This window comes from Streptomyces sp. NPDC018964 (assembly GCF_044390325.1).
In the GTDB taxonomy this organism is placed as follows: Bacteria; Actinomycetota; Actinomycetes; order Streptomycetales; family Streptomycetaceae; genus Streptomyces.
Map to the genome: position 1 here is coordinate 100,950 of NZ_JBIRYZ010000013.1, position 22,728 is coordinate 123,677.

Here is a 22,728-nt window from a genome sequence, read left to right on the forward strand (position 1 = left end):
CCGGCTGCACCTCCTGAAGGTGGACGAGCGGATGAGGGGTCCTACGGGTCGGCCCCCGAGAAGGACCCGGACCACCCGGACCACCCGGACCTCCCGGAGGACCCGGACCACCGGCGTACACGTCCCGGGCACGTCCGGGCGGCGGTGCCGCGGTACCGCCGCCCGGACGCCTCGCTCCCCCCACGAAGCACGCCCGCGCGGTCAGGGCACCGGTCTCACCACAGCGGGCTGAAGCTGATGGCCACGTTGTCGTTGCCCTGGTTGACGGCCGTGAAGGCGGAACCGTTGACCTGGGCGGTGTTGTTCTGGTTCGTGGCACCGGATCCGGTGGCCTGCTGCTGCGAGGTGGCCGAGTTGCCGAAGTTGTCGCCGCCGACACCGGTGCCGAGGGCGTCGACCTCGGAGCTCGTGGCCGTCGCGTTCGCTCCGTCGTCCGCCAGGGCGCCGCTGTCCGCCGCCGCGACACCGGTGAAGAGGGCGGCCGCGAGCGGAAGGGCGGAGACCGCGGCGATGACGCGGGCGGTACGGATGCTTGCCATGTTGTGTTCCCTCCAGAACAAGGACGCACCGGCTCAAGACCGCGTGCGTGTGAAGTACGGCTGTCACCAGGGAAGTTGGCCCCCCGCCCCGGTTCCGTGCACGACGTCGCGAGATCAGAGTTGCCCAGGGAATCCCCGGCGAACCACCCCGGACACCGCTATTCGCACGCAAGCGTGACGACAAGGCGATAAACCCCCGTGCGCCCCTCGAATCCCACCCACTTCCGGGAGGGGCACCCCGTCCCGCTCCCCGTAAGGGACGAAGCGTTCCGCCACTCCCCCCGCCGACGCCCCCGCCCCGGCGCGCCGCACCCCACCCCCTTCCCTTCTTCGAACACGTGTACGAACATGGAGGCATGGCCACCACCGACCGGCAGGCCACGACGCTGGCCCTCGCGCACGCCCTGTCAGCCGCCGAGTGCGGACTGGCCGTCATCCCCCTGTCCCGGACGAAACTCCCGGCCCTGCGCTCCCCGCACCGCGACGACCCTGAACCGTCAGGACCGCCCTGCCGCGGCGAGTGCGGCCGCTTCGGCCACGGCGTACACGACGCCTCCACCGACCCCGCCCGCATCCGCGCACTGTTCGCCGCCGCACCCCGCGCCACCGGTTACGGCATCGCCTGCGGACTGCCCCCGCACCACCTCATCGGCGTCGACCTGGACACCAAGACCGGTACGGACCCGTTCACCGCCCTGCGCGAACTGGCCCGGCGCCACCTGTTCACGATCCCCGCCACGGTGATCGTCCTGACCCCGAGCGGCGGCCGCCACCTGTGGCTGAGCGGCCCACCGGACGTTGTCGTCCCCAACTCCGCGGGCCGCCTCGCCCCCGGCATCGACATCCGGGGCGCCGGCGGCTACCTGGTCGGCCCCGGTTCCCGCACCGACCGCGGCCCGTACACCACCGCCCCGGGCACCGCGCGCCTGGCCCCGGCGCCCTGCCCACCCGCCCTCCTGCGCCTGCTCCTCCCACCGCCCCGCGCGCACCACCCGACGCCCCCGTCGGCCGGCGGGCACGGTCAGGGGCTCGTCCAGTTCGTGCTCGCGGCGCACGAGGGCCAGCGCAACACCCGCCTGTTCTGGGCGGCCTGCCGCGCCTACGAGGACGGAATCGGCCCGGCCCTGGTGGACCCCCTGGTCGGCGCGGCCCTCACCACCGGCCTGTCCGAACGCGAAGCCCGCGCGACGATCGCGTCGGCGGCACGGATGACGGGGCACCGCCCCTGACCACCCCCGCCCGCCGCCCCGCTCCCCCACGAAAACCGAAAGACCCCGATGCACCACCGCCCTGAAGTGCCGACCATGTCGCTCACCCGCGTCCTCCTCGATTCCGGGCGTTCGGTCGACCTCTCCGAGCTGCGGATGTCGTCGACGTACGGCGGGATGCTCGAGGGCTATCCGTGCAAGCCCCTCGACGACCGGAAGATCGACCGGCTGCTCCGGTCCGCCGAACGCGCCTTCCCCGGCGCTCCGGTCCACCTGATCCCGCCCCCGCGCGAGTACCCCGACCAGTACGCCGGCACCTTCGGCCCCGTGGAGGTGCTGCCCACGGTGACGTGCGTCGGCAGCTTCCGGTCGGAGGCGCTCGACCCGGCCCACGACCGCTCCCTGTACCGCTCCCGCCTCACCGTCGTCCGGTTCCAGCCCTCCCCGCGCGTACCGTCCGGCCGCGACGCCGAGCCCTCGCTGCGGGACCTGTCCTGGGAACGGCCGGCGGAGGACGAGGAGCTCTGAGGGCCGCCGTCCGGACCACCCGGACGCGCGACGTGACGGCCTCGCGCGGTGATGCACACGTACGGAGTGGCGGCATCCTCAGCGTCATCACACGTACAGGTGAGTGTCGAATCCCGTCCCCGGGGTACGAAGCCGCTGCCCCTGACTCCGCGGGGACCGGACGCGGTGGCGGCTCCAGACGCGAAAAAGCCTGGTGACAGGGGACCGCGCGAAAGAAAAAGCGCCGCGGAAGGCACTTTCGATCATCTGCTGTCAGCAGCGTGCGCGTGTCTACGACGCTCCAAACGTCCTGATTGTTCAGAATGTTGCCCACTGCCCCAGTTGAAACTATGAAGTTTCATTGCCGAGGAGCATGACATGCAGGTTCGCAGGTGGCTCCCAGACCAGCCCACTCGCATCGGCCGTCACGACTGGCCGGACGAGGGGGACAACGGAACGCACATGCGGCTGCGGGCCGGCTCCATCGTGGTACTGGACCGGCAGGGGTGGCGAATCCTGGAGATCAACGGCTACCCGAACGACTGGTGGCCGGACTCCTACGAGAAGGCGTGGCGCGACCACGTGGAACTGTGGTGGCACGCCAACGAACTGCGGCGGGCCAACAACCAGGCGGTCAAACCGGCACCCGAGCGGGCCGAGTTCTACAAGCGCCCGGTGGTGCTGGTGCTGCGCAACGAGAACCTGCCCCGTTCCACGCCGAAGCACTGGTGCGCCCCCGCCAGCCACGACTGGCGGGTCCTCCCCGAGCACTACGCCGTCTGCCGCGCCTGCGGCGAGCTGCCGCCCTGCCGCCACGGTGAGTACCGCTGGGAGGGCGGCCCCCGCTGGCCGGAACAGGACGGCGGCATCCCGCTCATGGTGCCGGAGGGCTGCTGCATGGGGTGCGCCGAGCCGATCAGGCCGCGGGTGCGGACCGTGCGCTTCCCGGGCCCGAACCTCTGGTACCCGGACCTGGGGGAGGACACGGCCGTCTTCCACGCCCGCACCGCCTGCGCCGACCAGGTCGACCGCTACCGCATGCAGTGGCAGGCCGAGTACAGCCCGCGCCCCTCCACGCCCTCCGCCACCCCCTCGTTCCCGGGCTTCGAGCACTTCGTGCTCCCCCGGACGCGCCATGCGCCGGACGTCCCCCCGCACGGCGGACGGACCTCCCAGGACCCACGTCCCGTACCGGCCGTGCCGCCGCGCCCGGGACAGGAGGAATGCGCCTCCGTGACCGGTGACTTCGGCATCCTCCCCGCCCCGTTCGACGGACGCCGGAAGGATCCGGGGACCGGCACGCCGCCGCCCGGTCCGTCGGCACCACCGACCGTGCCCGAACCGGCACACGCGCGCTCCGGCACACCCGCGACGGACCCGACGGTGCCGGCGCCCCTCCCCGCGACCGGTACGGGCGTGCCCGCCGCCGCGGCCGAGGCGTCCGCGCCCGCCTCCCCTTCCGCCGAGGGACTCGAACCGGCCCTCCGGTCCGCACAGGAACTGGACCTGGCGCTGGCCGGCGGCCCGTCCTTCCACAACGCCGAACAGGCGGCCCGGGTGATCGAGGAACTCACCGCCGCGGTCCGCAACATCGCGCTCTGCCTGAACAATCCGGCCGCACGCGAACGCCCCTGACCCGCGGACGGCCCGTACGACAGCCCACGTCACACCCGCGGAGAACGGTGGAAGGGGCGCCCCTCGAGGAGCGCCCCTTCCACCCTGCAACGTCTACGACCTGCGCGGAGGCGGTGGGATTTGAACCCACGGTGACATCGCTGCCACGACGGTTTTCAAGACCTTTCGGCGATCACCTCCGTTGCCCGCTGCGCCGCAGGTCAGACGCTTGCAGACACGCCCGCAGAGCCGTCGCCTTCGTCATCGTGCCCCCTACGTGCCCCATGGGCGTCATCGTGCCCGCTGAACCACGCGTCGGAGGCTTCGGCCACCTGGTCGTCGCGGCCGGCGACCGGGCGGGCATAGTGCCGGGTGGTCACGCTCGCATTTGAGTGGCCGAGGCGGTGCGCGGCGGTCATGACGCCGTACCGGTCGGCGACCCATGTGCCGTGGGAGGCCCGGAGGTCGTGAGGCGTTACGTCGGCGAGGCCGGCCGCCGAGACGGCAGGGTCGAAGTACGCCTTGCGCCACTGGTTGTAGCGCAGCGGCTTACCCGCGGGCGTGGTGAACAACAGCGCGTCCTCCCCGCTCGGCAGCTCCTCGAGGTAGGCCCCGAGCCGCTTAGCCAGGGAGGGCGCCAGCCGTAGAACCCGCTTCTGATGCGACTTCGGGGTGTCGAAGACGAGGGTGCCGTTCGCTTCGGCAAGGTTCTCGTCGACCAGGAGGAAGCCGCCGGCGACGTCCACGTCCGAGCGCCGAAGCGCGAACGCCTCTCCCACCCGCAGACCGGCGAAGGCGAGCAACGCAATCAGCAAGTCGTGCGGCTTCTTGGCAGCGCGGACGATGCCCGAAGCCTCCTGCGGCGTGACGATGTGCGGTTCGGTCTGCGGCATACGCGGAAGCCGGACACCACGGCACGGAGTCTGCGGGATCAAGTCGTTGTCCACGGCCGACGCCATGATCTGCGACAGCACCCGGTACGCCTGGCGGATGCGGGAAGCACTCAGGCCCTCGGTACGCATAGCGGCCACCCACTCAGTGATCGTGATCGGCCGCAGGCTCGACAACTCCCGGTCGCCGAGCGCCGGATTGATCCGTGAGTTGATCAGTGACCGGTACGTTGCTTGCGTCTTGTGCTTCAACTGCGGAGCCACAGCGGCCAGCCAGCGAGCGGACCAGTCCCGCACGGTCGTCCGCCCTTCGGCAGGGTCGAGCCAGCGGCCCTCTTCGATCTCGATGCGCTTCCGCATGAGCCACCGGTCGGCGTCCGTCGACGTGGCGAACGTCCGGTCCGCAGGCCGCAACACGCCGTCCGGTCCCGGATAGCGAGCCTGGAAGCGGCCGGACGGGAGCTTACGGACACGGCCGAACGGCCGGCGGGATCTACGCTTCGACGCCATCAGGCAGCACCCCGCAGAGCCACCGGGCGCAGGTCGACCGGCTGCACGGTGTGGGCAGCTACGAACGCGTCCACCGCACTCTCAGGGATGCGCACGTGTCGACCGACCTTCACGAAGGTGATCCGCCGTTCCTCGATGAGCCGTCGAGGAAACCGCACGCCCGTGCCGAGACGTTCGGCGACTTCCTGCACGGTGAGCAGTCGGTCCATGGTCACCAGTCCTCCCCTTCCGAGCGCAGGTCTGTGAGCGCTTCGCGTGCGAGTTCGCGGCTTGCTTGCAGGTCCCGGCGGATGTTGGCGGCGAGCCAGGATTCGCCGGGGGTGTGGCCGTGGCCGGCGTAGGCCCAGTGGGCGAGGGTGAGGGTGGTGGCTTCCTCGTCGTCGGGGTCGGGCAGGCCGAGGGCGGCGCGTTGTTGGGCGGCGCGGTAGTCGGCGCGGGTCTGGCGGAGTTCGCCGAGGGTGGTGGAGTAGCGGCGGGACTTGGTGGAGAAGTGGCCGCGGAAGCCGAGCATGTGGGCCCAGTCGCGGAGCTTGCGGTCCGGGTAGAGCGGGTGGAGGTCGAGGCAGGCGGCGATGAGCCGGGCCGGGTGGTCGGGGACGTCGAGGAGGACCAGGGCTTCCTTGTTGCCGATGCGGCGGTCCACGGTGCCCGTGGTCTCGGCCGCTTTGGTGGCGTACTTGGCGACGTAGGAGGCGACCGCCTGTTCGGTGATGTCCTCGCCGTCGCCGAAGGCGCGGATCGGGCGTACGTCGAGCTGGGTGCCCCATCGCAGGGTCCGGGCCGGTTGGTCTCCGGACGGGGGTACGTCGACTTCCACGCGGGCGGCAGCGGCATGGATGGCGTCGGTGAGCAGGTCGAGGGTGGCCCACGCCGGGGGCGGGTCGTCGGGGCCGGCCGGGCCGTCGAAGCGGATCACGGCGTGGAAGTGCACGGCCCCGCGCTTTTGGTATTCGGCGACCTTCCCGAACGACACCCGCGACTGCTCGCGGGCGGCCTTCTGCGTGAGTCCGGCACGCTTGGCGATCTCCCGGCGCAGGTAGATCGTGAAGTAGCGCCACAGCTCGGAGGCGTGGTTGTTCCACAGCACCGCGCCGGCGTAGTCGTAGGCGTCCGGATCGAGCGGGGTGCCCAGCTCAGGTGCGTCCTCGGCGTGGCGGGTGCCGCAGCGGCAAGGCCGGTTTCCGGGCCGGTTGTGGACCGGGCCGAACGACGGGGCGGTGAGCGTGGCGAACACGCGCGGGTGGTCCCGGATGGTCTCGGGGGTGCCCTTGGCGGGGTCGCCGACGAGGCCGGCGCGGATCAGGTGGTAGGTGTCGCCCGCGTAGGTCCAGGCGCAGGACGGGCAGCGGGAGGCGCGGCGGTTGCCGCAGGCGACGCGCAGGACCCCGCCGGGCTCGGTGTCGGTGGAGTAGGAGTGCAGCACCTGCCCCGTGGCCGCGTCGCGGGTGACGGTCGACCCCGTCAGACGGATCGGGTCGGTGCAGCCGCCGGTACGGCGGATCTGTTCTTGGATGCGGTCGAAGCCGGGAGACCCGGCCAGCCTCAGCACGTCGGCGAGGGTGGCCGGGTCCAGGCCCGCCATCGTGGTGGTGTCGGTCACGCATCACCGTCCGGGGTGGCCTTGGCGATCCGGTCGAGGGCCGCGGCGGCTTCCTCGGCGGCGCGAGCCAGGGCGCGCAGGGCGTCGGACGTGCCCGGACGGGCGATCAATGCGAGGTCGACGGACTCGCCCCCGACGCGGAGGCTGACGAAGCCCTCGTCGCCGGACGTAGGACCGAACAGGCTCACACGGGCGGTGGTGTCCGCCTCCAGGTGGGCGGTAGTGGTGAGAGTCCTCACGCCGATCACCTCCCGGCCCGGACGACGCCGACGGGGGCGGTGCGGCCGGTGCCCTTGCAGGCCGGGCAGGTGACGCGGAGGGTGACGCGGGAGCCGTCCGAGTGGCGGGTGCCGGTGGTGATCGCGGCGGTGGCGAAGCCGTCGCAGTCGCGGCAGACGCGCGTGTTCTGGGCGTGCTGGGGCATGATGAGGCTTCCCTTTCGGGTCCGTTGGATCTGGAAGTGGTGGAGCCGTCCGGGGCGGCGGATCTTTGGCGAGAGAGGCCGCCCCGGAGGGCGTTACTTGCTGCGGCCCTTGTGCTTGGCCGCGCGGTTGATCGTGTAGGTGAGGCCGCTGGTGGCCGACAGGACCGCGACGGCGGCACCGGCCACGACCTGGGCGACGAAGGCGATGACCAGCAGCACCGCGATGGACCCGGTGACGACGACGAGCGTCAGCACGATCGGCCCGGTGTAGGAGCGGGGCGCTTCCTGCACGATCACGACCTTGTGCACGTCGGTGCCGGGCGGGAGTTGCCGGTAGACGTCGGCGGGGATGTGACCGGCGCGCAGCTGGTCCTCGGGGAGCTGCATGGCGGTGTCCTCCTCTCAGGTGCAGCGGTGGGTGCGGGCGGCGAGTTCGGCCGCCGAGCGGTCGCGGTGCTCGGTGGAGAAGCCGCACTCGGGGGCGGTGCAGGCGGCGGTGTGCCGGGTCTGGCCACGGCCGTTGTTGAACGTGCCGACCCTCACGGGTCCGATACGGATCACGTCGTAGAAGCGGTTGGGGCGCACCTGGTCACCTCCTTTCAGGCGAGTTGGGCGACGATCGCGCCGGCGAGGTCTTCCGGGATGCCGAGGCGAGCGCGCAGGGTGGCGGTGTCGATGTCGGTCCCGGTGCGGGTGCGGTGCTCGGTGGCGACCTTGCGTGCGTGGTCGACCAGAGCCGGGGGCACCACGGGCACCGAGGCCGGGGCCGGGGCTTCCGGCAGAGCCGGGACCGGTTCGACCGGGGCGATCTCCGGTCCCTCGTCCGCCACGTCGGGGCGGTCGACGACCGGCGCGGGATCGGCAGCAGCCGCGGGCGCGGATGCCGGTGCGGGTTCGGCGGGTTGGTGGACGAGGAGGGTGCCGCCGAGGAAGGCCAACGCGGGCCATCCCGCGACGAGGATGCGCAGCCAGGCGGGAACGTTGGCCAGGTCGAGGAGTCCGGCGGTCGCGACGTTCGCGCCGAGGGAGGCGACCAGGGCGATGACGAACCACGTCCAGGCCGAGCGGTCCCGGCGAGCGCCGCGCAGTCGACGCCAGGCCGCCACCAACAGCAGGTCGACGGAGACCGGGTAGGCCCACGCCTTCCAGCCGGACTGTCCGGCCGCTTCGGCGAGGTCGTGCAGGTGGGCGAAGGACAGGGCACCGGCGATCACGGCCTGAATGAGCACGGCATCGATGCGGATCGAGCGGAACACGTCCTCACCTCCCCTCAGTGGTCAGGACTGCGGGACGGACGGGGGCTTGGTGGGCATCGGCGGGATCGCCACGGGCGGGCGGAACGAGGCCAGGAACGGCAGGTCCGGGGTCAGGTGGGCGTACTCCCGGCAGACCGCCGCTGCTTGCGCCGGCGTGGTCTCCGGGGTGCGGATGCGCGACCAGCCACCGGATGTGTCACCGGCCACCGCGACACCGGGACGGTCCACCCGGATCGAGGTCGCGGACACGACCGCCTCCGGGGCGATGTCGCCCAGGCCCATCTCTGCCGTCTGCTTGTCGTTGACGCGGTGCACCACACGGCCGGTGAGCTGAGCCCGCAGCGCGGTCGCACCGCGGCCGAGGTCGGAGCCGAAGCGCTGCCCGCACACCTCCAGGTAGATCCCGACCGCGCGGGCCATCTGCCCCAGCCGCACGAGCTGCATCACGGTCCGATCCCGCGCCGCTTCCTCCTTCTTGGAGGTGACGAAGAACAGCTCCGCCACCTCATCCACCAGGACGACCAGCGGCACCGGCCGCAGCTTCTCCGGCAGATCCCACAGGTCGGAGACCCCATGCAGGGCGAGGAGATCGAACCGTTCGCTCATCTCCAGCACCAGCGCGTCTATCAGGCGGCCGGACATCTCGGGGTCGGTGGCCAGCGCCGACAGGCGGGGCAGGTACCGGCTGTGCTCGACACCGCGCTTGCAGTCGATCCCGACCAGGCCAACCGGAAGCTTCGCCAGGCCCATCACCAGGTTGCGCTGGTACATGGACTTGCCCGACGAGTTCGCCCCCAGGGTCAGGGCGTGCGGCATCTTGCGGTAGTCCCGCTCGAAGACCGTGCCGTCCTCCCGCAGCGCCACCGGCACCACCAGGTCACGCGGCCGGGCCTTGCGCGGCAGACGCACCCGGCGCAGCACGTCATAGCCCGTCATCCGAAGTTCCACGTATCCGGGCTTGGTCTCCGCCACGTTCACCGACTGCACCCCGAAGGCGTGCCGCAGCCGCTCCGAGGACACCGCCACGTCGACCGGCTCCAGACCGGCCGGCAGCCGCAACGTCACCCGCAAGCCCGTCGAGGTCGGACGGATGCGGCGGACCCTCGGCGCGACCGGCCGGACCTCACGGCGGGCCAGGTTGCGGGTCATGAACGCCCGCAGCCCCGTCGGCTGCACCGTCAGCCCGCACACGTCCATCGTGGACCGGTAGGACCAGGCGAACCGGCCCCACGTCAGCGGCAGACCCACCGTCGACCAGTACAGGCGCGGAGCCCGAGACTTGGCGTAGCCGACACCGCCGGCCCCCGCTAACGCCCCCGTGGCCTCCAGCCACAACGTCCAGTCGCTCATGGTCAGGCCGCCGGGGTGATCGCGACCGCGCGGAAGGAGATCCCGTGCCGCTTCTGGCCGTTGAACTCGTTCTCCCAGTCCCGCGCCTTGAGGCCGACCACCCGCACCGGCATACCCGGCTGGAGCCCTTCCGGCAGGCCCGTCTCCGGAATAGTCACCTGGTAGAGGTTCCCCTCCCCCTCGTCCGAGACCAGAAGGCCCACCGTCGACAGCGGAGCCCCGGTCTCCCGGTCCATCGCCCGCTCCCCGGTCTTGGCGTTGGCCAGCTTCGGCACCGGCGCGGTCGCCACAAACACCACAGCGGTCGAAGTGTCGATCTTGAAGGACGGCATCAGTTCTCCCAGCGTTGAAGACGAGGCAGCCCAAACCGGACTGCATGGCGCTCGCTGTCCTAGGACTGCGAGCCACTGAGAGAGATAGTGGACCGCAGTCCTAGGACTGTCAACAGTCCTAGGACTATGTTTCACTAGACCTCGTTGAGAGGGGTTCGAGATGGCGTCCAAGTGGCGGGAGCTGGCAGACAAGCTGGCCGAGCAGATCAGAAGGGGTGACTACGCCCCTGGCCAGCGTTTGCCTCACATCCGAGAACTCGTCGACGCCGGCGAAGGCTCCAAGGCAACCGTGCACGCCGCCTACAAAGCACTGGAAGCCGAGGGTCTGGTCACCTCTTCACGCGGCCACGGCACTGTCGTGCGCCAGCAGGTCCCCCTCAAGCGCTTGGGCATCGCCCGCTACGACAAGGCCAAGTGGCGAGACGGCGACGAAGTCGCGTTCATCGCGGACCGCGTGGCATCGGGCCGCACCTACCGCCGGAACGAGCAGACCCAGACGGTGAGCCGCGTCGTGGCACCGCCGGAGGTCGCAGCCGCACACGGGCTGCCGGAAGGCGCGGAGGTCTACGCACGCGCCCGACTGGTCAAGGAAGGCGACCAACCGACGCACACGCTGACCAGCTACTACCGCCCCGAGCACGTAGAAGGGACGCGACTGGTCGACCCCACCCCGGGGCCCGCCGGCCGAGGCGGCGGATTCCGCGTGCTGTACGACGCGGGATACGAGATCGACCACATGAAGGAGCAGCTGTTCGCTCGCGCCGCCACACCGGACGAGGTGAAGCAGCTCCAGTTGCCGCCGGGCGAACCGGTGGTCGAGCTGCACCGGACGACGTACACGGCGGACGGCACCGTCGTGGAGTTCGCCATCGGGGTACATGCGGCATCACGCTTCGCGTGGGAGTACGACTTCAAGGTGCCCGACTCGGCGAGGGACGGAGAAGGACAGCAGTGATCTCGACGCAGGATTGGGCCGACGCCCGGCGCGTATGGGACTACCACCAGATGGGCCATGCACCCCAACCGTGCTCGGTGGCCATCGGACTGGGCAGTCACGACCTGGGGGTGGCTGACACCGCCGTGGACCTGTACAAGCGCGGCTTGGCCCCCCTGCTCGTGTTCACCGGAGCTACCAGTCCGACGACGCGGGAGCGCATGCCCCGCGGCGAAGCCGTCCACTACCGCGAGCGGGCATTGGAGCTGGGGGTTCCCAGCGAGGCCATCCTCGTGGAGCCGCACGCGCGGAACACCGGGGAGAACATCCGCTTCTCCCGGAAGTTGTTGGAGGAGAGTGGGGTGGAGGTCTCCTCGGTGCTGCTGATCAGCAAGCCGTACGAGGAGCGGCGCGCGTACGCCACGGCACGCAAGCTCTGGCCCGAGGTCGAAGTCGTCAGCGCTTCCACGCCCATGACCTTCGCCGAGTACGTCGACTCCATCGGCGACGCCCGCTTGGTGATCGACATGCTTGTTGGCGCCCTGCAACGGCTGATGATCTACCCGGATCAGGGATTCATGATCCGCCAGCCAGTACCCGGCCACGTGGCCGAGGCGTACGAGCGCCTGTGCCAAGCCGGGTACACAAGCCGACTCACGACCGCCGCGACATCTTCGACCTGACCAGCACAACGAGAGCTGTTACAGGTTTCTCTACCTCATCAAGCCCCGGCTGCGCTCCGCTCCGCCGGGCGCGCTTCCCGGCTCCGCTCCGGGCGCCGCTCCTGCCTTCGGCCCGCTCCGCCCGCGCTGCGCCGACGCGCGCCCCCGGTGGGGGTAGGCCGGCGGCATGAGTCGAGCACCGCATAGCGGGCCACGGTCAAGACAGCCTCCGGCGGGGGCGCTCAGGCTCCGAGATGGACGGGGCGCCGTTCGCGAGTGCCGGCCGAGTGTGGCGTGTGCGGGGAGCTCCCATCCCGCCTGCCGTCGACCCAGGCAGAGCCGAGCAGACGCGGCCCAGGGCGTCAAGGTCGTTCGTACAGTGGCGCGCTCCACCTTGACGCCCTGAACCACGCCCGCTCCACATACGTGTGGGTCGACGGCAGACGGGATGGGAGCTGGGGTAGGTAGTGGATTTGCGTGCGCGGTAAGTGGACCCACCAGGTTTCAGCCATGCTTTAGCGCCCGTTATGCACCTTAAGCGCACTGAACTGCGGGGATAACTGGGGCGTTGCGGTGATCGCAATTTTTTGCGATGAGCGTAAACGCACATAAGCGCAGGTCAGGTGTCTGTAGACGGCTCTACAGGCTGTCAGGGTAGACACCCTTTCGGGTTGCTAAGCACGACGCCAGAGCACTTTCCGAAAGACGCGGGAGCCAGCACATGCACTGCTAACTTCGTGGCTCAAAGAGGGCCCCATCCGGGTCTGCCGAGACGTCACGGATGGGGCCAACCAGTGCAACCCAACTGGGTTACCCCGGGAAGGATGAGATGGACAAGCCACCCACCCCTGCACCAGCAGAGCCTACTGAAAGAACTAGCAACAGAGCCAAAACGGCCACGACGCTCATGGTGGGAATCGGAACGCTCTTGATGGGATGTGCCGCCATGATCACCGTGTGGGTGGGCTCTGCAGGAGCACAGCAGGGCTGTACTGCAACTGGCACCTTTCAGTCTTCCGCCCTGGTCGACACCGAGCGATGACCGTCCCTGACTGATCGGCCTATAGGTGACCGTGCCCCTGCCGTGCCCGTTCGGTCGGGCACTGGCGGGGAACCACGATGTCTGACAGACAATGCACACGAGAACGGCCCCCGACCGATTCACCTGGTCAGGGGCCGTTCTCACTGCTCATCGCGCGGAGGCGGTGGGATTTGAACCCACGGTGACATCGCTGCCACGACGGTTTTCAAGACCGTTCCCTTCGGCCGCTCGGGCACGCCTCCCCGCGCCACCGATGAGCGGCGGCGCGGGGACAAGGGTAACGGGTCCGGGGTCCGGGAGTGAGGTCAGCTGTCGCCCACGCGGGAGCCCAGGGTGAGTTCCGTGGTGCGCTCCTTGCCGTCGCGCTCATAGGTGATCGTGACCTCGTCGCCCGGCTTGTGGGTCCAGATCTCGCCGATCAGGGTGGGTCCGGAGTCGATGACCCGGTCGTCGAGCTTGGTGATGACGTCGCCCGGCTGCAGGCCGGCCTTGTCGGCGGGACCGCCGGGGTCGACGGGCTCGGATCCGCCCGCGCCCTGCTCGGTGATCTTCGCGCCGCCCGTGGTGTCCTCCAGGGAGACCGACGCGCCGATCTTGGCGTACACCGGCTTGCCCGTCTCGATCAGCTCCTGGGCGACGTACTTGGCCTGGTTGATCGGGATGGCGAAGCCCAGGCCGATCGAGCCGGCCTGTCCCGTGCCGAAGCCGCCGTTGCTGGTGGACTGGATCGCGGAGTTGATGCCGATCACGTTGCCCTGCGCGTCGAGCAGCGGGCCGCCGGAGTTGCCCGGGTTGATGGACGCGTCGGTCTGCAGGGCGCTCATGTAGGAGGCCTGGCTGCCGTTGCCGTCGCTGGAGGCCACCGGACGGTTCTTCGCGCTGATGATGCCCGTGGTCACCGTGTTGGACAGGCCGAAGGGCGCGCCGATGGCGATGGTCGAGTCGCCGACGGCCACCTCGTCGGAGTTGCCCAGGGGGAGGGGGTTCAGGTCCGAGGGAGCGTCGTTCAGCTTGATGACCGCGACGTCGTAGCCCTGCGCGTGGCCGACCACCTCGGCGCCGTACTTCTTGCCGTTCGGGAAGGTCGCCGTCACCTTGCCACCGCCGACGGCCTCCGCCACGACGTGGTTGTTGGTGACGATGTGGCCCTGCTTGTCGAAGACGAAACCGGTGCCGGTGCCGCCCTCGCCGCTGCTGCTCTCGGCCTCGATGGTGACCGTGCTCGGCAGCGCCTCGGAGGCCACGGCGGCGACCGTGCCCGGGTCGCGCTTCACGTTGCCGCCGCTGGTGGACGCCGAGACGGTCGTCGAGCCGTTGCCGTCGTTCTCCTTGGCCAGCGTGTAGCCGAGGCCGCCGCCCGCGCCGCCCGCGACCAGCGCGGCCACCAGGATCGCGGCGAGCATGCGGCCGCGACCGCCGCCGTTCTTCGGCGCCGGCTGCGGCTGATACGAGGAGCCCCAGCCGCCCGAGCCGTGCCCGGCACCACCGTCGCCGTACGACGGGGTGGACGGCGGAGGGGGCGGGGGCCAGGAGGCGTCGGGGGCGGAGGGGGAGGCAGCGGGGTCCTGGCCCCCGTGGGCGCCGTGTGGGCCCCAGCCGGTCTCGCCCACCGGGCCCTGGGGGCCGGAGCCGTATCCCTGGACCGCGTCCCGCGCGGGTGCCTGCGGCGGTGCGGACGGGGCCGGATCCGGAGCCGCTCCCGGGGCCGGGCGCCCCTGGTGCGCCGAAGCAGCGGGAGCATCCACCGGCGCGGGCGGCGGTGCGGACGGGGCCGGGGGTACCGCGGTGCCCTCGTTCTCGGTGCTCACAGCTTCTCTCCTCGATCCACGGCTGTTGTTGTCGGTCGCACTCGGTCACGCTCGTTCACGCACGTCCACGAGTCCGGCGCGATGCAGCTGTGCATGTCTCTTTGTATGACGTCAGCCTTTCCCACGGGCCGTCAGGGCACGATAAGCCGTTCCTGTGGGTCCGGAGCCATTCTTTATATAGGGCATTACTCACGTAAGGCGCACCACTCGATGCCTCCGGCCGAACGGCGACACCGTTCACACCACTCCGAGCACCCGCCTGCCCGCACACGGTGGCACCATGACGCGGTGACCCATGCACGGCAGCACCTGACCCACGTCGTCGCGCACCGCGGGGCCTCCGAGGACGCTCCTGAGCACACCCTGGCCGCGTATCGCAAAGCGATCGAGGACGGTGCGGATGCGCTCGAATGTGATGTACGCCTGACCGCCGACGGCCATCTTGTATGCGTTCACGACCGTCGCGTCAACCGTACGTCCAACGGCCGCGGCGCGGTGTCGGCGCTCGAGCTCTCCGATCTGGCCGCCCTGGACTTCGGCTCCTGGAAGAGCCGGGACGCCTCCGGAGGACCGCGCGCCGAGGAGCCCGACTGGGAGCACCGCCCGGAGGACCGGGAGGCCACCTCCGTCCTCACCCTGGAGCGGCTGCTGGAGCTGGTCTCCGACGCCGGGCGCCGGGTCGAGCTGGCGATCGAGACCAAGCACCCCACGCGGTGGGCGGGACAGGTGGAGGAACGGCTGCTGCTCCTGCTCAAGCGGTTCGGCCTCGACGCGCCCGCCACCGCCGAGGACTCCCCGGTGCGCGTGATGAGTTTCTCCGCGCGGTCGCTGCACCGCGTGCGCGCCGCCTCTCCGACGCTGCCCACGGTCTACCTGATGCAGTTCGTCTCGCCGCGGCTGCGCGACGGGAGGCTGCCCGCCGGCGTGCGGATCGCGGGGCCCTCGATCCGCATCGTGCGCAGCCACCCCGCGTACATCGAGCGCCTGAAGCAGTCCGGACACCAGGTGCACGTCTGGACCGTGAACGAGCCCGAGGACGTGGACCTCTGCGTGCGTCTCGGTGTGGACGCCATCATCACCAACCGTCCCCGCGCGGTGCTCGGTCAGCTCGGTCGCTGACCACGCGGCGAACCATCCGTCCCACCGGCCCCACCCGCCCCGGAAGCAGCACGCACGAGTCTTGACCCCGTGCCCGACTCGGGCGCATCCTCACTTCTCGGCCACAGCGACGAAATCCAGCCACACGGCTACGGGGAGTGCTCCGGCGCGTTCGATGCGTGTCCGAACGCTTGGAGTGCGTCACCGCTCACGGATCGGCCGGTTTCCGGCTCGGGCCCATGGGGCATCCACACCGTGGCGTGGGGCGAAGGAGGTCTCGGGGGTGGCGTTGGTGGTGGCACAGGAGGTGCCCACGTCGTCGAGCATGGCCGTGCCCCATGGCCCTGCGGGCGTGGGGGAGGCGAGGCGCCGGATGCGCGCGCAGCTGCGCGACGGCGGGGTGGCGGACCCGGTCATCGACGATGCCGTACTGATCCTTTCCGAACTGCTGAGCAATGCGTGCAAGCACGGCCGGCCGCTCGGCGACGCCCTGGCCGGGGACGGGAACGTACGCGCCGCCTGGCGGGTGGACCCGTGCGGACGGCTCGTCCTGGAGGTCACGGACGGCGGCGGCCCGACCCGTCCGGCTCCGGCCACCCCGTCGGTCACGGCGCACGGCGGCCGGGGGCTGAACATCATCACCGCGCTGGCCGACGACTGGGGCGTACGCGACGAGGTGCCGGGCGAGGTCACGGTGTGGGTCGTCGTCCACGACGACGTGTACGACCCGGACGCCGGAACCAGGCACCGGCGCGAGGACTTCGCCGCGCGGGTGGCGGCTCCCGCGGTCTCCCGCATACCCGGGCTGGACTTCGCGGACGTCTTCGACGACCTGGACTGAGAGCGGTCCCGGACGGATGACGGTGCCGGGTGAGGGGCGGTCCCTGCCGGGGGACGGCTCCGGGTGAGGGGCGGTCCCGGACGGGGACGGCGGGAGCGGCACCGCTCCTGTCCCGTGTCCGCCCGCGGCGTCCACGGGGCGGCACGTTGTCCACAGGTTCCCGTCGGCCGTGGCGTGAAAGGCTAGGCTCGCGCCCGTACGAGACGAGTCGTAACCGGGAGACACCCACGATGGCCAAGAAGCGACCCCAGACGAAGGCCAAGCGCCCGCAGCTCACGGACGGGCAGATCCCGGTCGTCGGCGCCCGCGAGCCCTGCCCGTGCGGCAGCGGACGCCGTTACAAGGCCTGCCACGGCCGTGCCGCCGCGCACGCGGTGACCGAGCTGGTGCACCGCCCGTTCGAGGGCCTGCCGGGCGAATGCGACTGGGTGGCGCTGCGTGAGCTGGTGCCGGCCGCCACCGTCGAACTGACGCTCAAGGACGGCCTGCCCGAGGGCGTCCCGTCGGTCACCCTGGCCACGGTGCTGCCGATGGCCTGGCCCGCCCTGCGCCGCGACGACGGCTCGGTCCTGCTCGGCCTGCAGAACGACACCTCCTCTGGCGACATCAGCCGTGACCTCGCCGACACCCTGCAGCGCGCGCTCACCGCCGACCCGGGCACGCCGGTGCAGGCCCGGCGCGCCCCCGCCGACGGCCCCCGGCTGCAGGATCTGCTCGCCCCCGAGGGCGCCTTCGAGCCGGTCGTGCACAGCGGATTCGAGTTCTGGGTCCCGGACCCGGAGAACGCCACGCCGGACGTCACCGCCTCCCTCGAGCGGGCCAACGCCGCGGCCGTCCCGACGGTCAAGCTGTCGGGCGTGGACGCCGCGTACTGGTGCGAGACGCCCGAGAAGAACCATCTGCGGTGGGTCATGCCGCACCCCGAGGAGCGACTTCTGGACGCTCTCGCACGGCTGCACGCGGCGGGCGGCTCCTCCCTCGGTGAGGGCACCCGCCTCGTGGGCTCCTTCCGCGCTCACGGGCTCACCGTGCCGGTCTGGGACCTGCCCAGCGGGGTCGGCGCCGAGGACGTGGAGAAGCCTGCGGCCGAGTTCGCCGAACGGCTCGCCGCCGCGCTGGCCACGGACGCGCCGCTGACCGCCGACGAGCGCCGCGCGCGCGGCGGTCTGACGAACCGGCAGGTCACGCTGAGCTGAGACGCGGCCGCACCCCGGTTCCGTCGGCCGTCCGGCCGGCGGAACCGCCCGGTCGCGTCCCCTTGGCCGCGTGCGCAACTCCCGGCACGGACAAGCCAGTCGGTGACTGGAAAGCCGAGATCGAATTTGCGAACCGCCGATCTCTTGTTACCGTTCCCATAGCCCGGTTGCTGGTGCATCCCCCGTCGCCAGCAACCGGGTCTTTGCGTGTCGGTCACCGCTCACGGAACGCGGTCACCCGTCAACGGCAAGTCGTCGAGGGGGAGTTGCTTTCGGAATTCAGCGGCCGCGGTCCTCCTGCGGCGCCGGTCGCGCCCGCGCCGGCCCGGAGTCCCGCTCGGTGACAGCCCGGTCCCGGTGACAGCCCGGTCCCGGCGCGGCGCGTCCGCAGCCGGACGCATGCGGCCGTGCACGGCTCCAGGTCTCACCGGCGGCACGACGGCAGCGGGTCCGTGCCCACCGAACAAGCCCACGGGACAGGGGGACACCCCGGCTCGGCGGGAAGGACCGCGCCCCGGCCGGGGTGCCGTGCGCGCACCCGACTACATCTCGGGCGCGTTCACCCCCGTACGGGTGAGGGCGTCGACCACGGCGTCCACCACCGCCTCGACATCGGGCACCCACGGCGAGGCCGAGCCGGGCAGCGGCGCGCGCTCCCAGCGGATCTCGCCCTGCGCGGTCCCGGACGGGGGCAGCGCGATGTAGCCGCCCCCGCCGTGGAAGCGGAGGGAGCCGGGGATGAAGTCCTTGGCGTACAGCAGCTCGCCCAGCTGCTCCATGGAGTACGGCTTCACCAGGATCGACCAGCGGGCCGGTGAGGCGACGACCGGGCCGAGCCGCATGCCCCGGCGGTCGAGCGCGGCGAGGGCGCGGGCGGCCGGCAGGGCGGGCAGGGAGACCGCGCAGGGGGCCTTGCCCGTCCCGGTGGCGAGGATGACCGGAGCCGTCGGCCGGTTCCCCCACCACCAGCGCACCATGCGCGCGTCCGTGGTGGCGGCGAGGAGGCCGGGGTCGAACGGGTGGGCACCCGGCACCGTGCACTCGGGGTCGGGGCATGCGCAGCGGGACCCGTTCTGCGGGTCCGCCGCCACGCCCGGGAGTACGGGCCACTGCCAGTCCGCGGCGAAGGTCAGGGCCGCGCCGATCAGGTCGGGCCCTCCGTCGCCGCGCCGGGACAGGAGCCTGCGTCGCCTTCCGAGGATCTCGCGCATGAGCGCTCGTTCCTTTCCGTTGCACGCCTGGCAACACCGTGGTCCAGATCACGTCATGTGTCGATCACTTCACTGTGCGTACCTATGGGCGCATCACACCCCCGCGCCGGGCAGGGGGAACCCCTATGGGCCGAGCACGGGCTGCCTCCGCGGCCGTTCCACCCGCACTGCGTCTACCAGAAGTACGGGCGTGGCGTGAGGGTGGCGAAGTCTGGCGTTTACCGTCGCGCGTGGTTCTCTCCGCCTCCGCCACGGGAGGATGGGGCACGGTCGTCGGTGGTTAAGACGCCCGGGTCCGTCGCCAGGTTCCCGAGCGGTTGCCCACCGCTCCTGGCCTTCACCGAGTACGTACCCATCACGACCGTCGTGACGCTCCGTCGAGCAAGGCCAGTCGACCGCAATAAGCCTCCCCCTAAGGCAGTTTCAAGCCAACTTCACATTTCGGCAAGGGGTCTGCGGAAAGTTCTCACCGGCCCCACGGACACCAGCAATCCCAGCAGGACAATGCTGGACATCTCCTCACGAGTACGTGTACATGTGGAGACACTGCCGGCGGCGCAGAATGACATGGGGGTTTGCGATGCTTTTGAGCAGTACGTACCGGTCGGAAAGCCGGACACCATGAACGCCCCGCACCCTCCGAAAGTGGCCGGAATCAATTCACCGGTTCCCCCACCCGCACACACTGTCGCGTCCGTCACCGCGGGTACCTCCCCGCCGTCCCCGGCAAACCCCCGGAACGCGCCGGGCGCGCTGCTCCAGGACCGCCTCGCCGGCTGGGTCTCCGACCTCACGACCCTGCACGAACTCACCGAACGACTGGTCCGCGCGAACACGCTCGACGAAGCGCTCCAGGAGCTGCTGCGCGCGGGAGCCGCCCTGGTGGGCGCGCGGCGCGGGCTCGTCGCCCTGGAGCCCGCCGACGGATCCGGTACGGCCACCACCGTCGGCCTGGGACTGGGCCGCGCGGATCTCGGCCACATGGAGACGGTGCCGCGTGGCTCACTGCCGTACGGCAGGATCCTCGACGGACTGTCCGACGCCGACGACGGCATCGCCGAGCCCGACCTGTTCGCCGAGAAGGGACTCGACCCCCGGCACCGCGAGGTCGCCGCCCGCCTCGGCTACGCCGCCAGCTTCGCCCTCCCTCTCGCCACCGGGGCCGCCGGACGCCTGGGCGCCGCGGTGTGGCTCTACGACGAGCCCGCCGAGCCGTCGGAGCGGCAGCGCCACCTCATCGGCCTGTACGCCCGCCACGCCACCGAGCACCTGGCCCGGCTCCTCGAGGTCGAGCGCACACGCGCGTACATGGCCACGATCGCCGAGGAACTGCTGCCCTCCCGTCTCCCCCGGGTCGCCGGCGTCCGGCTCGCCGCGCGGCACCGCACCTCCCCGCGCGGGGGCGGCGACTGGTACGACGCGCTGCCGCTCCCGGACGCGGCCCTCGGCCTCGCCGTCGGGTCCGTCACCGGGTCGGGGGCCGGCGCGGTCGCGGCGATGGGCCGGCTGCGGGCGTCGCTGCGCGCGTACGCCGTGATGGAGGGCGAGGATCCGGTCGCCGTCCTGTCCGACCTGGAGCTGCTGCTCCGGCTCACCGAACCGGCCCGGTCGGCCACCGCCCTGTTCGGCTACTGCGAACCCGCGCTGCGCCGGATCACGCTGGCCGGCGCCGGGCACAGTCCGCCGCTGCTGCTCGGCGAGCGCCGCACGGAGTTCGTCGAGACGTCGGTCTCCGCCCCCCTGGGCATGCTCGCCTGCTGGGAGGCGCCGAGCGTGGAGGTCCAGGCGGAGCCGGGGGAGACGGTGCTGCTCTACACCGACGGGCTGCTGCACCGCACCCGCGACCCGGCCGACCGTGCCTTCGCGCGGCTGCACGCGGCGGCGGCGGGAGTGCCGAGGGCCCTGCGCCACGACCCCGGCGCCGTCGCCGACCACGTCCTGCGCGCGGTGCTGCCGGAGAGCGCGGACGCGGCGGACTCCGGGGAGGACGTGGTGCTGCTGGCGGTGCGGTTCGAGTAGTCCCCCGGCCCCGCTCCGTCACAGGTCCGCGTCCCGTTCGGCCGTTTCCGCCCGACCGTACGATGGGGGGTGGTCCAGTGCCGTATCAAGGAGGATGACCGTGGCCGAGGAGCTGCCGGAGACCCCGGAGACCGCCGAGGAAGAGCCCGTCAAGCAGCGCAAGAACGGCCTGTACCCGGGTGTGTCCGACGAGCTGGCCGAGAACATGAAGAACGGCTGGGCCGACACCGAGCTGCACGATCTGCGGCCGATCCCCCAGGCCGCCGAGGCGGCGGCCCGCCGCGCGGCGCTCTCCGCCCGTTTCCCGGGTGAGCGTCTGGTCGTCCCCGCGGGCAACCTGAAGACGCGGTCGAACGACACGGAGTACTCCTTCCGCGCGTCGGTCGAGTACGCGTACCTCACCGGCAACCAGACGGAGGACGGCGTCCTCGTCCTGGAGCCCACGGCCGACGGCCACAAGGAGACGATCTACCTCCTGCCCCGTTCCGACCGTGAGAACGGCGAGTTCTGGCTGGACGGGCAGGGCGAGCTGTGGGTCGGCCGCCGGCACTCCCTCACCGAGGCCGAGAAGCTGTACGGCATCCCCGCCTCCGACGTCCGCGAGCTGGCCGGCGCGCTGCGCGAGGCCACCGGCCCGGTACGGGTGGTGCGCGGGTACGACGCCGGGATCGAGGCGGCACTGACCGACAAGGTCACCGCCGAGCGCGACGAGGAGCTGCGCGTCTTCCTCTCCGAGATGCGGCTGGTCAAGGACGACTTCGAGATCGGCGAGCTGCAGAAGGCCGTCGACTCCACCGTGCGCGGCTTCGAGGACGTCGTGAAGGTCCTCGACAAGGCCGAGGCGACCTCCGAACGCTACATCGAGGGAACGTTCTTCCTGCGCGCCCGCGTGGAGGGCAACGACGTCGGCTACGGCTCCATCTGCGCCGCCGGGCCGCACGCCTGCACGCTGCACTGGGTGCGCAACGACGGCCCGGTCCGCTCCGGCGACCTGCTGCTGCTCGACGCGGGCGTGGAGACGCACACGTACTACACGGCCGACGTCACGCGCACACTGCCGGTCAACGGGACGTACAGCGAGCTGCAGAAGAAGATCTACGACGCCGTGTACGACGCCCAGGAGGCCGGTATCGCGGCGGTGAAGCCCGGCGCCAAGTACCGGGACTTCCACGACGCCGCCCAGCGCGTGCTGGCCGAGCGGCTCGTCGAGTGGGGCCTGGTCGAGGGCCCGGTGGAGCGGGTGCTGGAGCTGGGCCTGCAGCGCCGCTGGACGCTGCACGGCACCGGTCACATGCTCGGCATGGACGTCCACGACTGCGCCGCCGCGCGGACCGAGACGTACGTCGACGGCACGCTGGAGCCCGGCATGGTGCTCACCGTCGAGCCTGGTCTGTACTTCCAGGCCGACGACCTGACCGTGCCCGAGGAGTACCGGGGCATCGGCGTCCGCATCGAGGACGACATCCTCGTCACCGCGGACGGCAACCGGAACCTGTCCGAAGGGCTGCCCCGGCGGTCGGACGAGGTCGAGGCGTGGATGGCGGGCCTGAAGGGCTGACGTACCGCACGGAGGAGGGCGGGGCCCCGCGCGGGCCCCGCCACCGCCCGGGCGCGCCGGGAAGGTCCCCCCCCGGCCCGCCGCGGGCCGCGCCCACAAGAAAGCCCAGCCCCGGCCCGCCGGGGGACC

General features: G+C 71.4%; 23 protein-coding genes and 2 tRNA genes. 10 read left to right on the top strand and 15 right to left on the bottom strand.

Features of this window, described 5'->3' with window-relative positions; translation table 11 throughout:
- Positions 1 to 215: 215 nt before the first annotated feature.
- Complete coding sequence (locus tag ACH5AO_RS22960) at positions 216 to 539, bottom strand: hypothetical protein (RefSeq protein WP_398927454.1); 324 nt, start codon at positions 537 to 539, stop codon at positions 216 to 218.
- A gap of 356 nt (positions 540 to 895) precedes the next feature.
- On the opposite strand from ACH5AO_RS22960, the gene ACH5AO_RS22965 reads away from it, so the two are divergent.
- From ACH5AO_RS22965 to ACH5AO_RS22975, 3 genes are all read left to right on the top strand, one after another.
- Positions 896 to 1,768: a bifunctional DNA primase/polymerase gene (locus ACH5AO_RS22965; RefSeq protein WP_398927456.1), complete on the top strand. Its 873-nt coding sequence runs from the start codon at positions 896 to 898 to the stop codon at positions 1,766 to 1,768.
- Positions 1,769 to 1,843: 75 nt separating this feature from the next.
- On the top strand, positions 1,844 to 2,275 hold the full coding sequence (locus tag ACH5AO_RS22970; protein WP_398927458.1) for a hypothetical protein: 432 nt from the start codon (positions 1,844 to 1,846) through the stop codon (positions 2,273 to 2,275).
- Between the two features lie 357 nt (positions 2,276 to 2,632).
- Entirely contained in the window at positions 2,633 to 3,889 is a 1,257-nt protein-coding gene (locus tag ACH5AO_RS22975; RefSeq protein ID WP_398927460.1) for a hypothetical protein, read from the top strand.
- Between the two features lie 105 nt (positions 3,890 to 3,994).
- Here the strand turns inward: ACH5AO_RS22975 and ACH5AO_RS22980 are convergent.
- The 11 genes from ACH5AO_RS22980 to ACH5AO_RS23030 all read right to left on the bottom strand — a co-directional run bounded on the left by ACH5AO_RS22980 (position 3,995) and on the right by ACH5AO_RS23030 (position 10,230).
- A tRNA-OTHER gene (locus ACH5AO_RS22980) sits at positions 3,995 to 4,069 on the bottom strand.
- A 20-nt stretch (positions 4,070 to 4,089) separates the two neighbouring features.
- On the bottom strand, positions 4,090 to 5,268 hold the full coding sequence (locus ACH5AO_RS22985) for a tyrosine-type recombinase/integrase (RefSeq protein WP_398927462.1): 1,179 nt from the start codon (positions 5,266 to 5,268) through the stop codon (positions 4,090 to 4,092).
- Positions 5,268 to 5,477, bottom strand: a complete 210-nt coding sequence (locus tag ACH5AO_RS22990) for a helix-turn-helix domain-containing protein (protein ID WP_398927464.1) — start codon at positions 5,475 to 5,477, stop codon at positions 5,268 to 5,270. Before ACH5AO_RS22990 ends, ACH5AO_RS22985 begins: the two co-directional genes overlap by 1 nt.
- A gap of 2 nt (positions 5,478 to 5,479) precedes the next feature.
- Positions 5,480 to 6,868, bottom strand: a complete 1,389-nt coding sequence (gene repSA / locus ACH5AO_RS22995) for a replication initiator protein RepSA (protein ID WP_398927466.1) — start codon at positions 6,866 to 6,868, stop codon at positions 5,480 to 5,482.
- On the bottom strand, positions 6,865 to 7,107 hold the full coding sequence (locus ACH5AO_RS23000; RefSeq protein ID WP_398927468.1) for a hypothetical protein: 243 nt from the start codon (positions 7,105 to 7,107) through the stop codon (positions 6,865 to 6,867). The genes repSA and ACH5AO_RS23000 overlap by 4 nt, the downstream gene beginning before the upstream one ends.
- A 5-nt stretch (positions 7,108 to 7,112) precedes the next feature.
- Positions 7,113 to 7,292 carry a hypothetical protein gene (locus ACH5AO_RS23005; RefSeq protein ID WP_398927471.1) on the bottom strand — a complete coding sequence of 60 codons (180 nt, stop codon included), beginning with the start codon at positions 7,290 to 7,292 and terminating at the stop codon, positions 7,113 to 7,115.
- A 93-nt stretch (positions 7,293 to 7,385) separates the two neighbouring features.
- Complete coding sequence (locus tag ACH5AO_RS23010; RefSeq protein ID WP_398927473.1) at positions 7,386 to 7,679, bottom strand: hypothetical protein; 294 nt, start codon at positions 7,677 to 7,679, stop codon at positions 7,386 to 7,388.
- A gap of 15 nt (positions 7,680 to 7,694) precedes the next feature.
- Entirely contained in the window at positions 7,695 to 7,877 is a 183-nt protein-coding gene (locus tag ACH5AO_RS23015) for a mobile element transfer protein (RefSeq protein ID WP_093764424.1), read from the bottom strand.
- Between the two features lie 14 nt (positions 7,878 to 7,891).
- Complete coding sequence (locus tag ACH5AO_RS23020; protein ID WP_398927475.1) at positions 7,892 to 8,548, bottom strand: DUF2637 domain-containing protein; 657 nt, start codon at positions 8,546 to 8,548, stop codon at positions 7,892 to 7,894.
- A gap of 21 nt (positions 8,549 to 8,569) precedes the next feature.
- A complete protein-coding gene (locus tag ACH5AO_RS23025) occupies positions 8,570 to 9,898 on the bottom strand; it encodes an FtsK/SpoIIIE domain-containing protein (RefSeq protein WP_398927477.1) in 1,329 nt (442 codons plus the stop codon).
- 2 nt (positions 9,899 to 9,900) lie between these two features.
- Entirely contained in the window at positions 9,901 to 10,230 is a 330-nt protein-coding gene (locus ACH5AO_RS23030) for a hypothetical protein (protein ID WP_031018264.1), read from the bottom strand.
- 160 nt (positions 10,231 to 10,390) lie between these two features.
- On the opposite strand from ACH5AO_RS23030, the gene ACH5AO_RS23035 reads away from it, so the two are divergent.
- On the top strand, positions 10,391 to 11,185 hold the full coding sequence (locus tag ACH5AO_RS23035) for a GntR family transcriptional regulator (protein ID WP_031018266.1): 795 nt from the start codon (positions 10,391 to 10,393) through the stop codon (positions 11,183 to 11,185).
- The gene (locus ACH5AO_RS23040) at positions 11,182 to 11,847 is read left to right on the top strand and encodes a YdcF family protein (protein ID WP_398927480.1); all 666 of its coding nucleotides are present in this window, start codon (positions 11,182 to 11,184) and stop codon (positions 11,845 to 11,847) included. The genes ACH5AO_RS23035 and ACH5AO_RS23040 overlap by 4 nt, the downstream gene beginning before the upstream one ends.
- Before the next feature lie 1,176 nt (positions 11,848 to 13,023).
- On the opposite strand, the gene ACH5AO_RS23045 is transcribed toward ACH5AO_RS23040, so the two are convergent.
- Both ACH5AO_RS23045 and ACH5AO_RS23050 read right to left on the bottom strand, forming a co-directional pair.
- A tRNA-Ser gene (locus tag ACH5AO_RS23045) sits at positions 13,024 to 13,110 on the bottom strand.
- A 63-nt stretch (positions 13,111 to 13,173) separates the two neighbouring features.
- Positions 13,174 to 14,676 carry a S1C family serine protease gene (locus ACH5AO_RS23050; protein WP_398927481.1) on the bottom strand — a complete coding sequence of 501 codons (1,503 nt, stop codon included), beginning with the start codon at positions 14,674 to 14,676 and terminating at the stop codon, positions 13,174 to 13,176.
- Positions 14,677 to 14,964: 288 nt separating this feature from the next.
- On the opposite strand from ACH5AO_RS23050, the gene ACH5AO_RS23055 reads away from it, so the two are divergent.
- The 3 genes from ACH5AO_RS23055 (at position 14,965) to ACH5AO_RS23065 (ending at position 17,811) form a co-directional block, all read left to right on the top strand.
- Positions 14,965 to 15,795, top strand: a complete 831-nt coding sequence (locus tag ACH5AO_RS23055; protein ID WP_398927483.1) for a glycerophosphodiester phosphodiesterase — start codon at positions 14,965 to 14,967, stop codon at positions 15,793 to 15,795.
- A gap of 175 nt (positions 15,796 to 15,970) precedes the next feature.
- Complete coding sequence (locus ACH5AO_RS23060) at positions 15,971 to 16,615, top strand: ATP-binding protein (protein WP_398927485.1); 645 nt, start codon at positions 15,971 to 15,973, stop codon at positions 16,613 to 16,615.
- 230 nt (positions 16,616 to 16,845) lie between these two features.
- Positions 16,846 to 17,811 carry a DUF5926 family protein gene (locus ACH5AO_RS23065; protein ID WP_398927487.1) on the top strand — a complete coding sequence of 322 codons (966 nt, stop codon included), beginning with the start codon at positions 16,846 to 16,848 and terminating at the stop codon, positions 17,809 to 17,811.
- 542 nt (positions 17,812 to 18,353) lie between these two features.
- On the opposite strand, the gene ACH5AO_RS23070 is transcribed toward ACH5AO_RS23065, so the two are convergent.
- Positions 18,354 to 19,022 (bottom strand): bifunctional DNA primase/polymerase, encoded by a 669-nt coding sequence (locus ACH5AO_RS23070; RefSeq protein ID WP_398927489.1) that lies wholly within the window; start codon positions 19,020 to 19,022, stop codon positions 18,354 to 18,356.
- Between the two features lie 504 nt (positions 19,023 to 19,526).
- Between ACH5AO_RS23070 and ACH5AO_RS23075 the strand changes: the two genes are divergently transcribed.
- Positions 19,527 to 21,041, top strand: coding sequence for a PP2C family protein-serine/threonine phosphatase (locus tag ACH5AO_RS23075; RefSeq protein ID WP_398927491.1), 1,515 nt, complete (start codon positions 19,527 to 19,529; stop codon positions 21,039 to 21,041).
- 100 nt (positions 21,042 to 21,141) lie between these two features.
- Entirely contained in the window at positions 21,142 to 22,599 is a 1,458-nt protein-coding gene (locus tag ACH5AO_RS23080) for an aminopeptidase P family protein (protein WP_398927493.1), read from the top strand.
- Positions 22,600 to 22,728 lie beyond the last annotated feature (129 nt).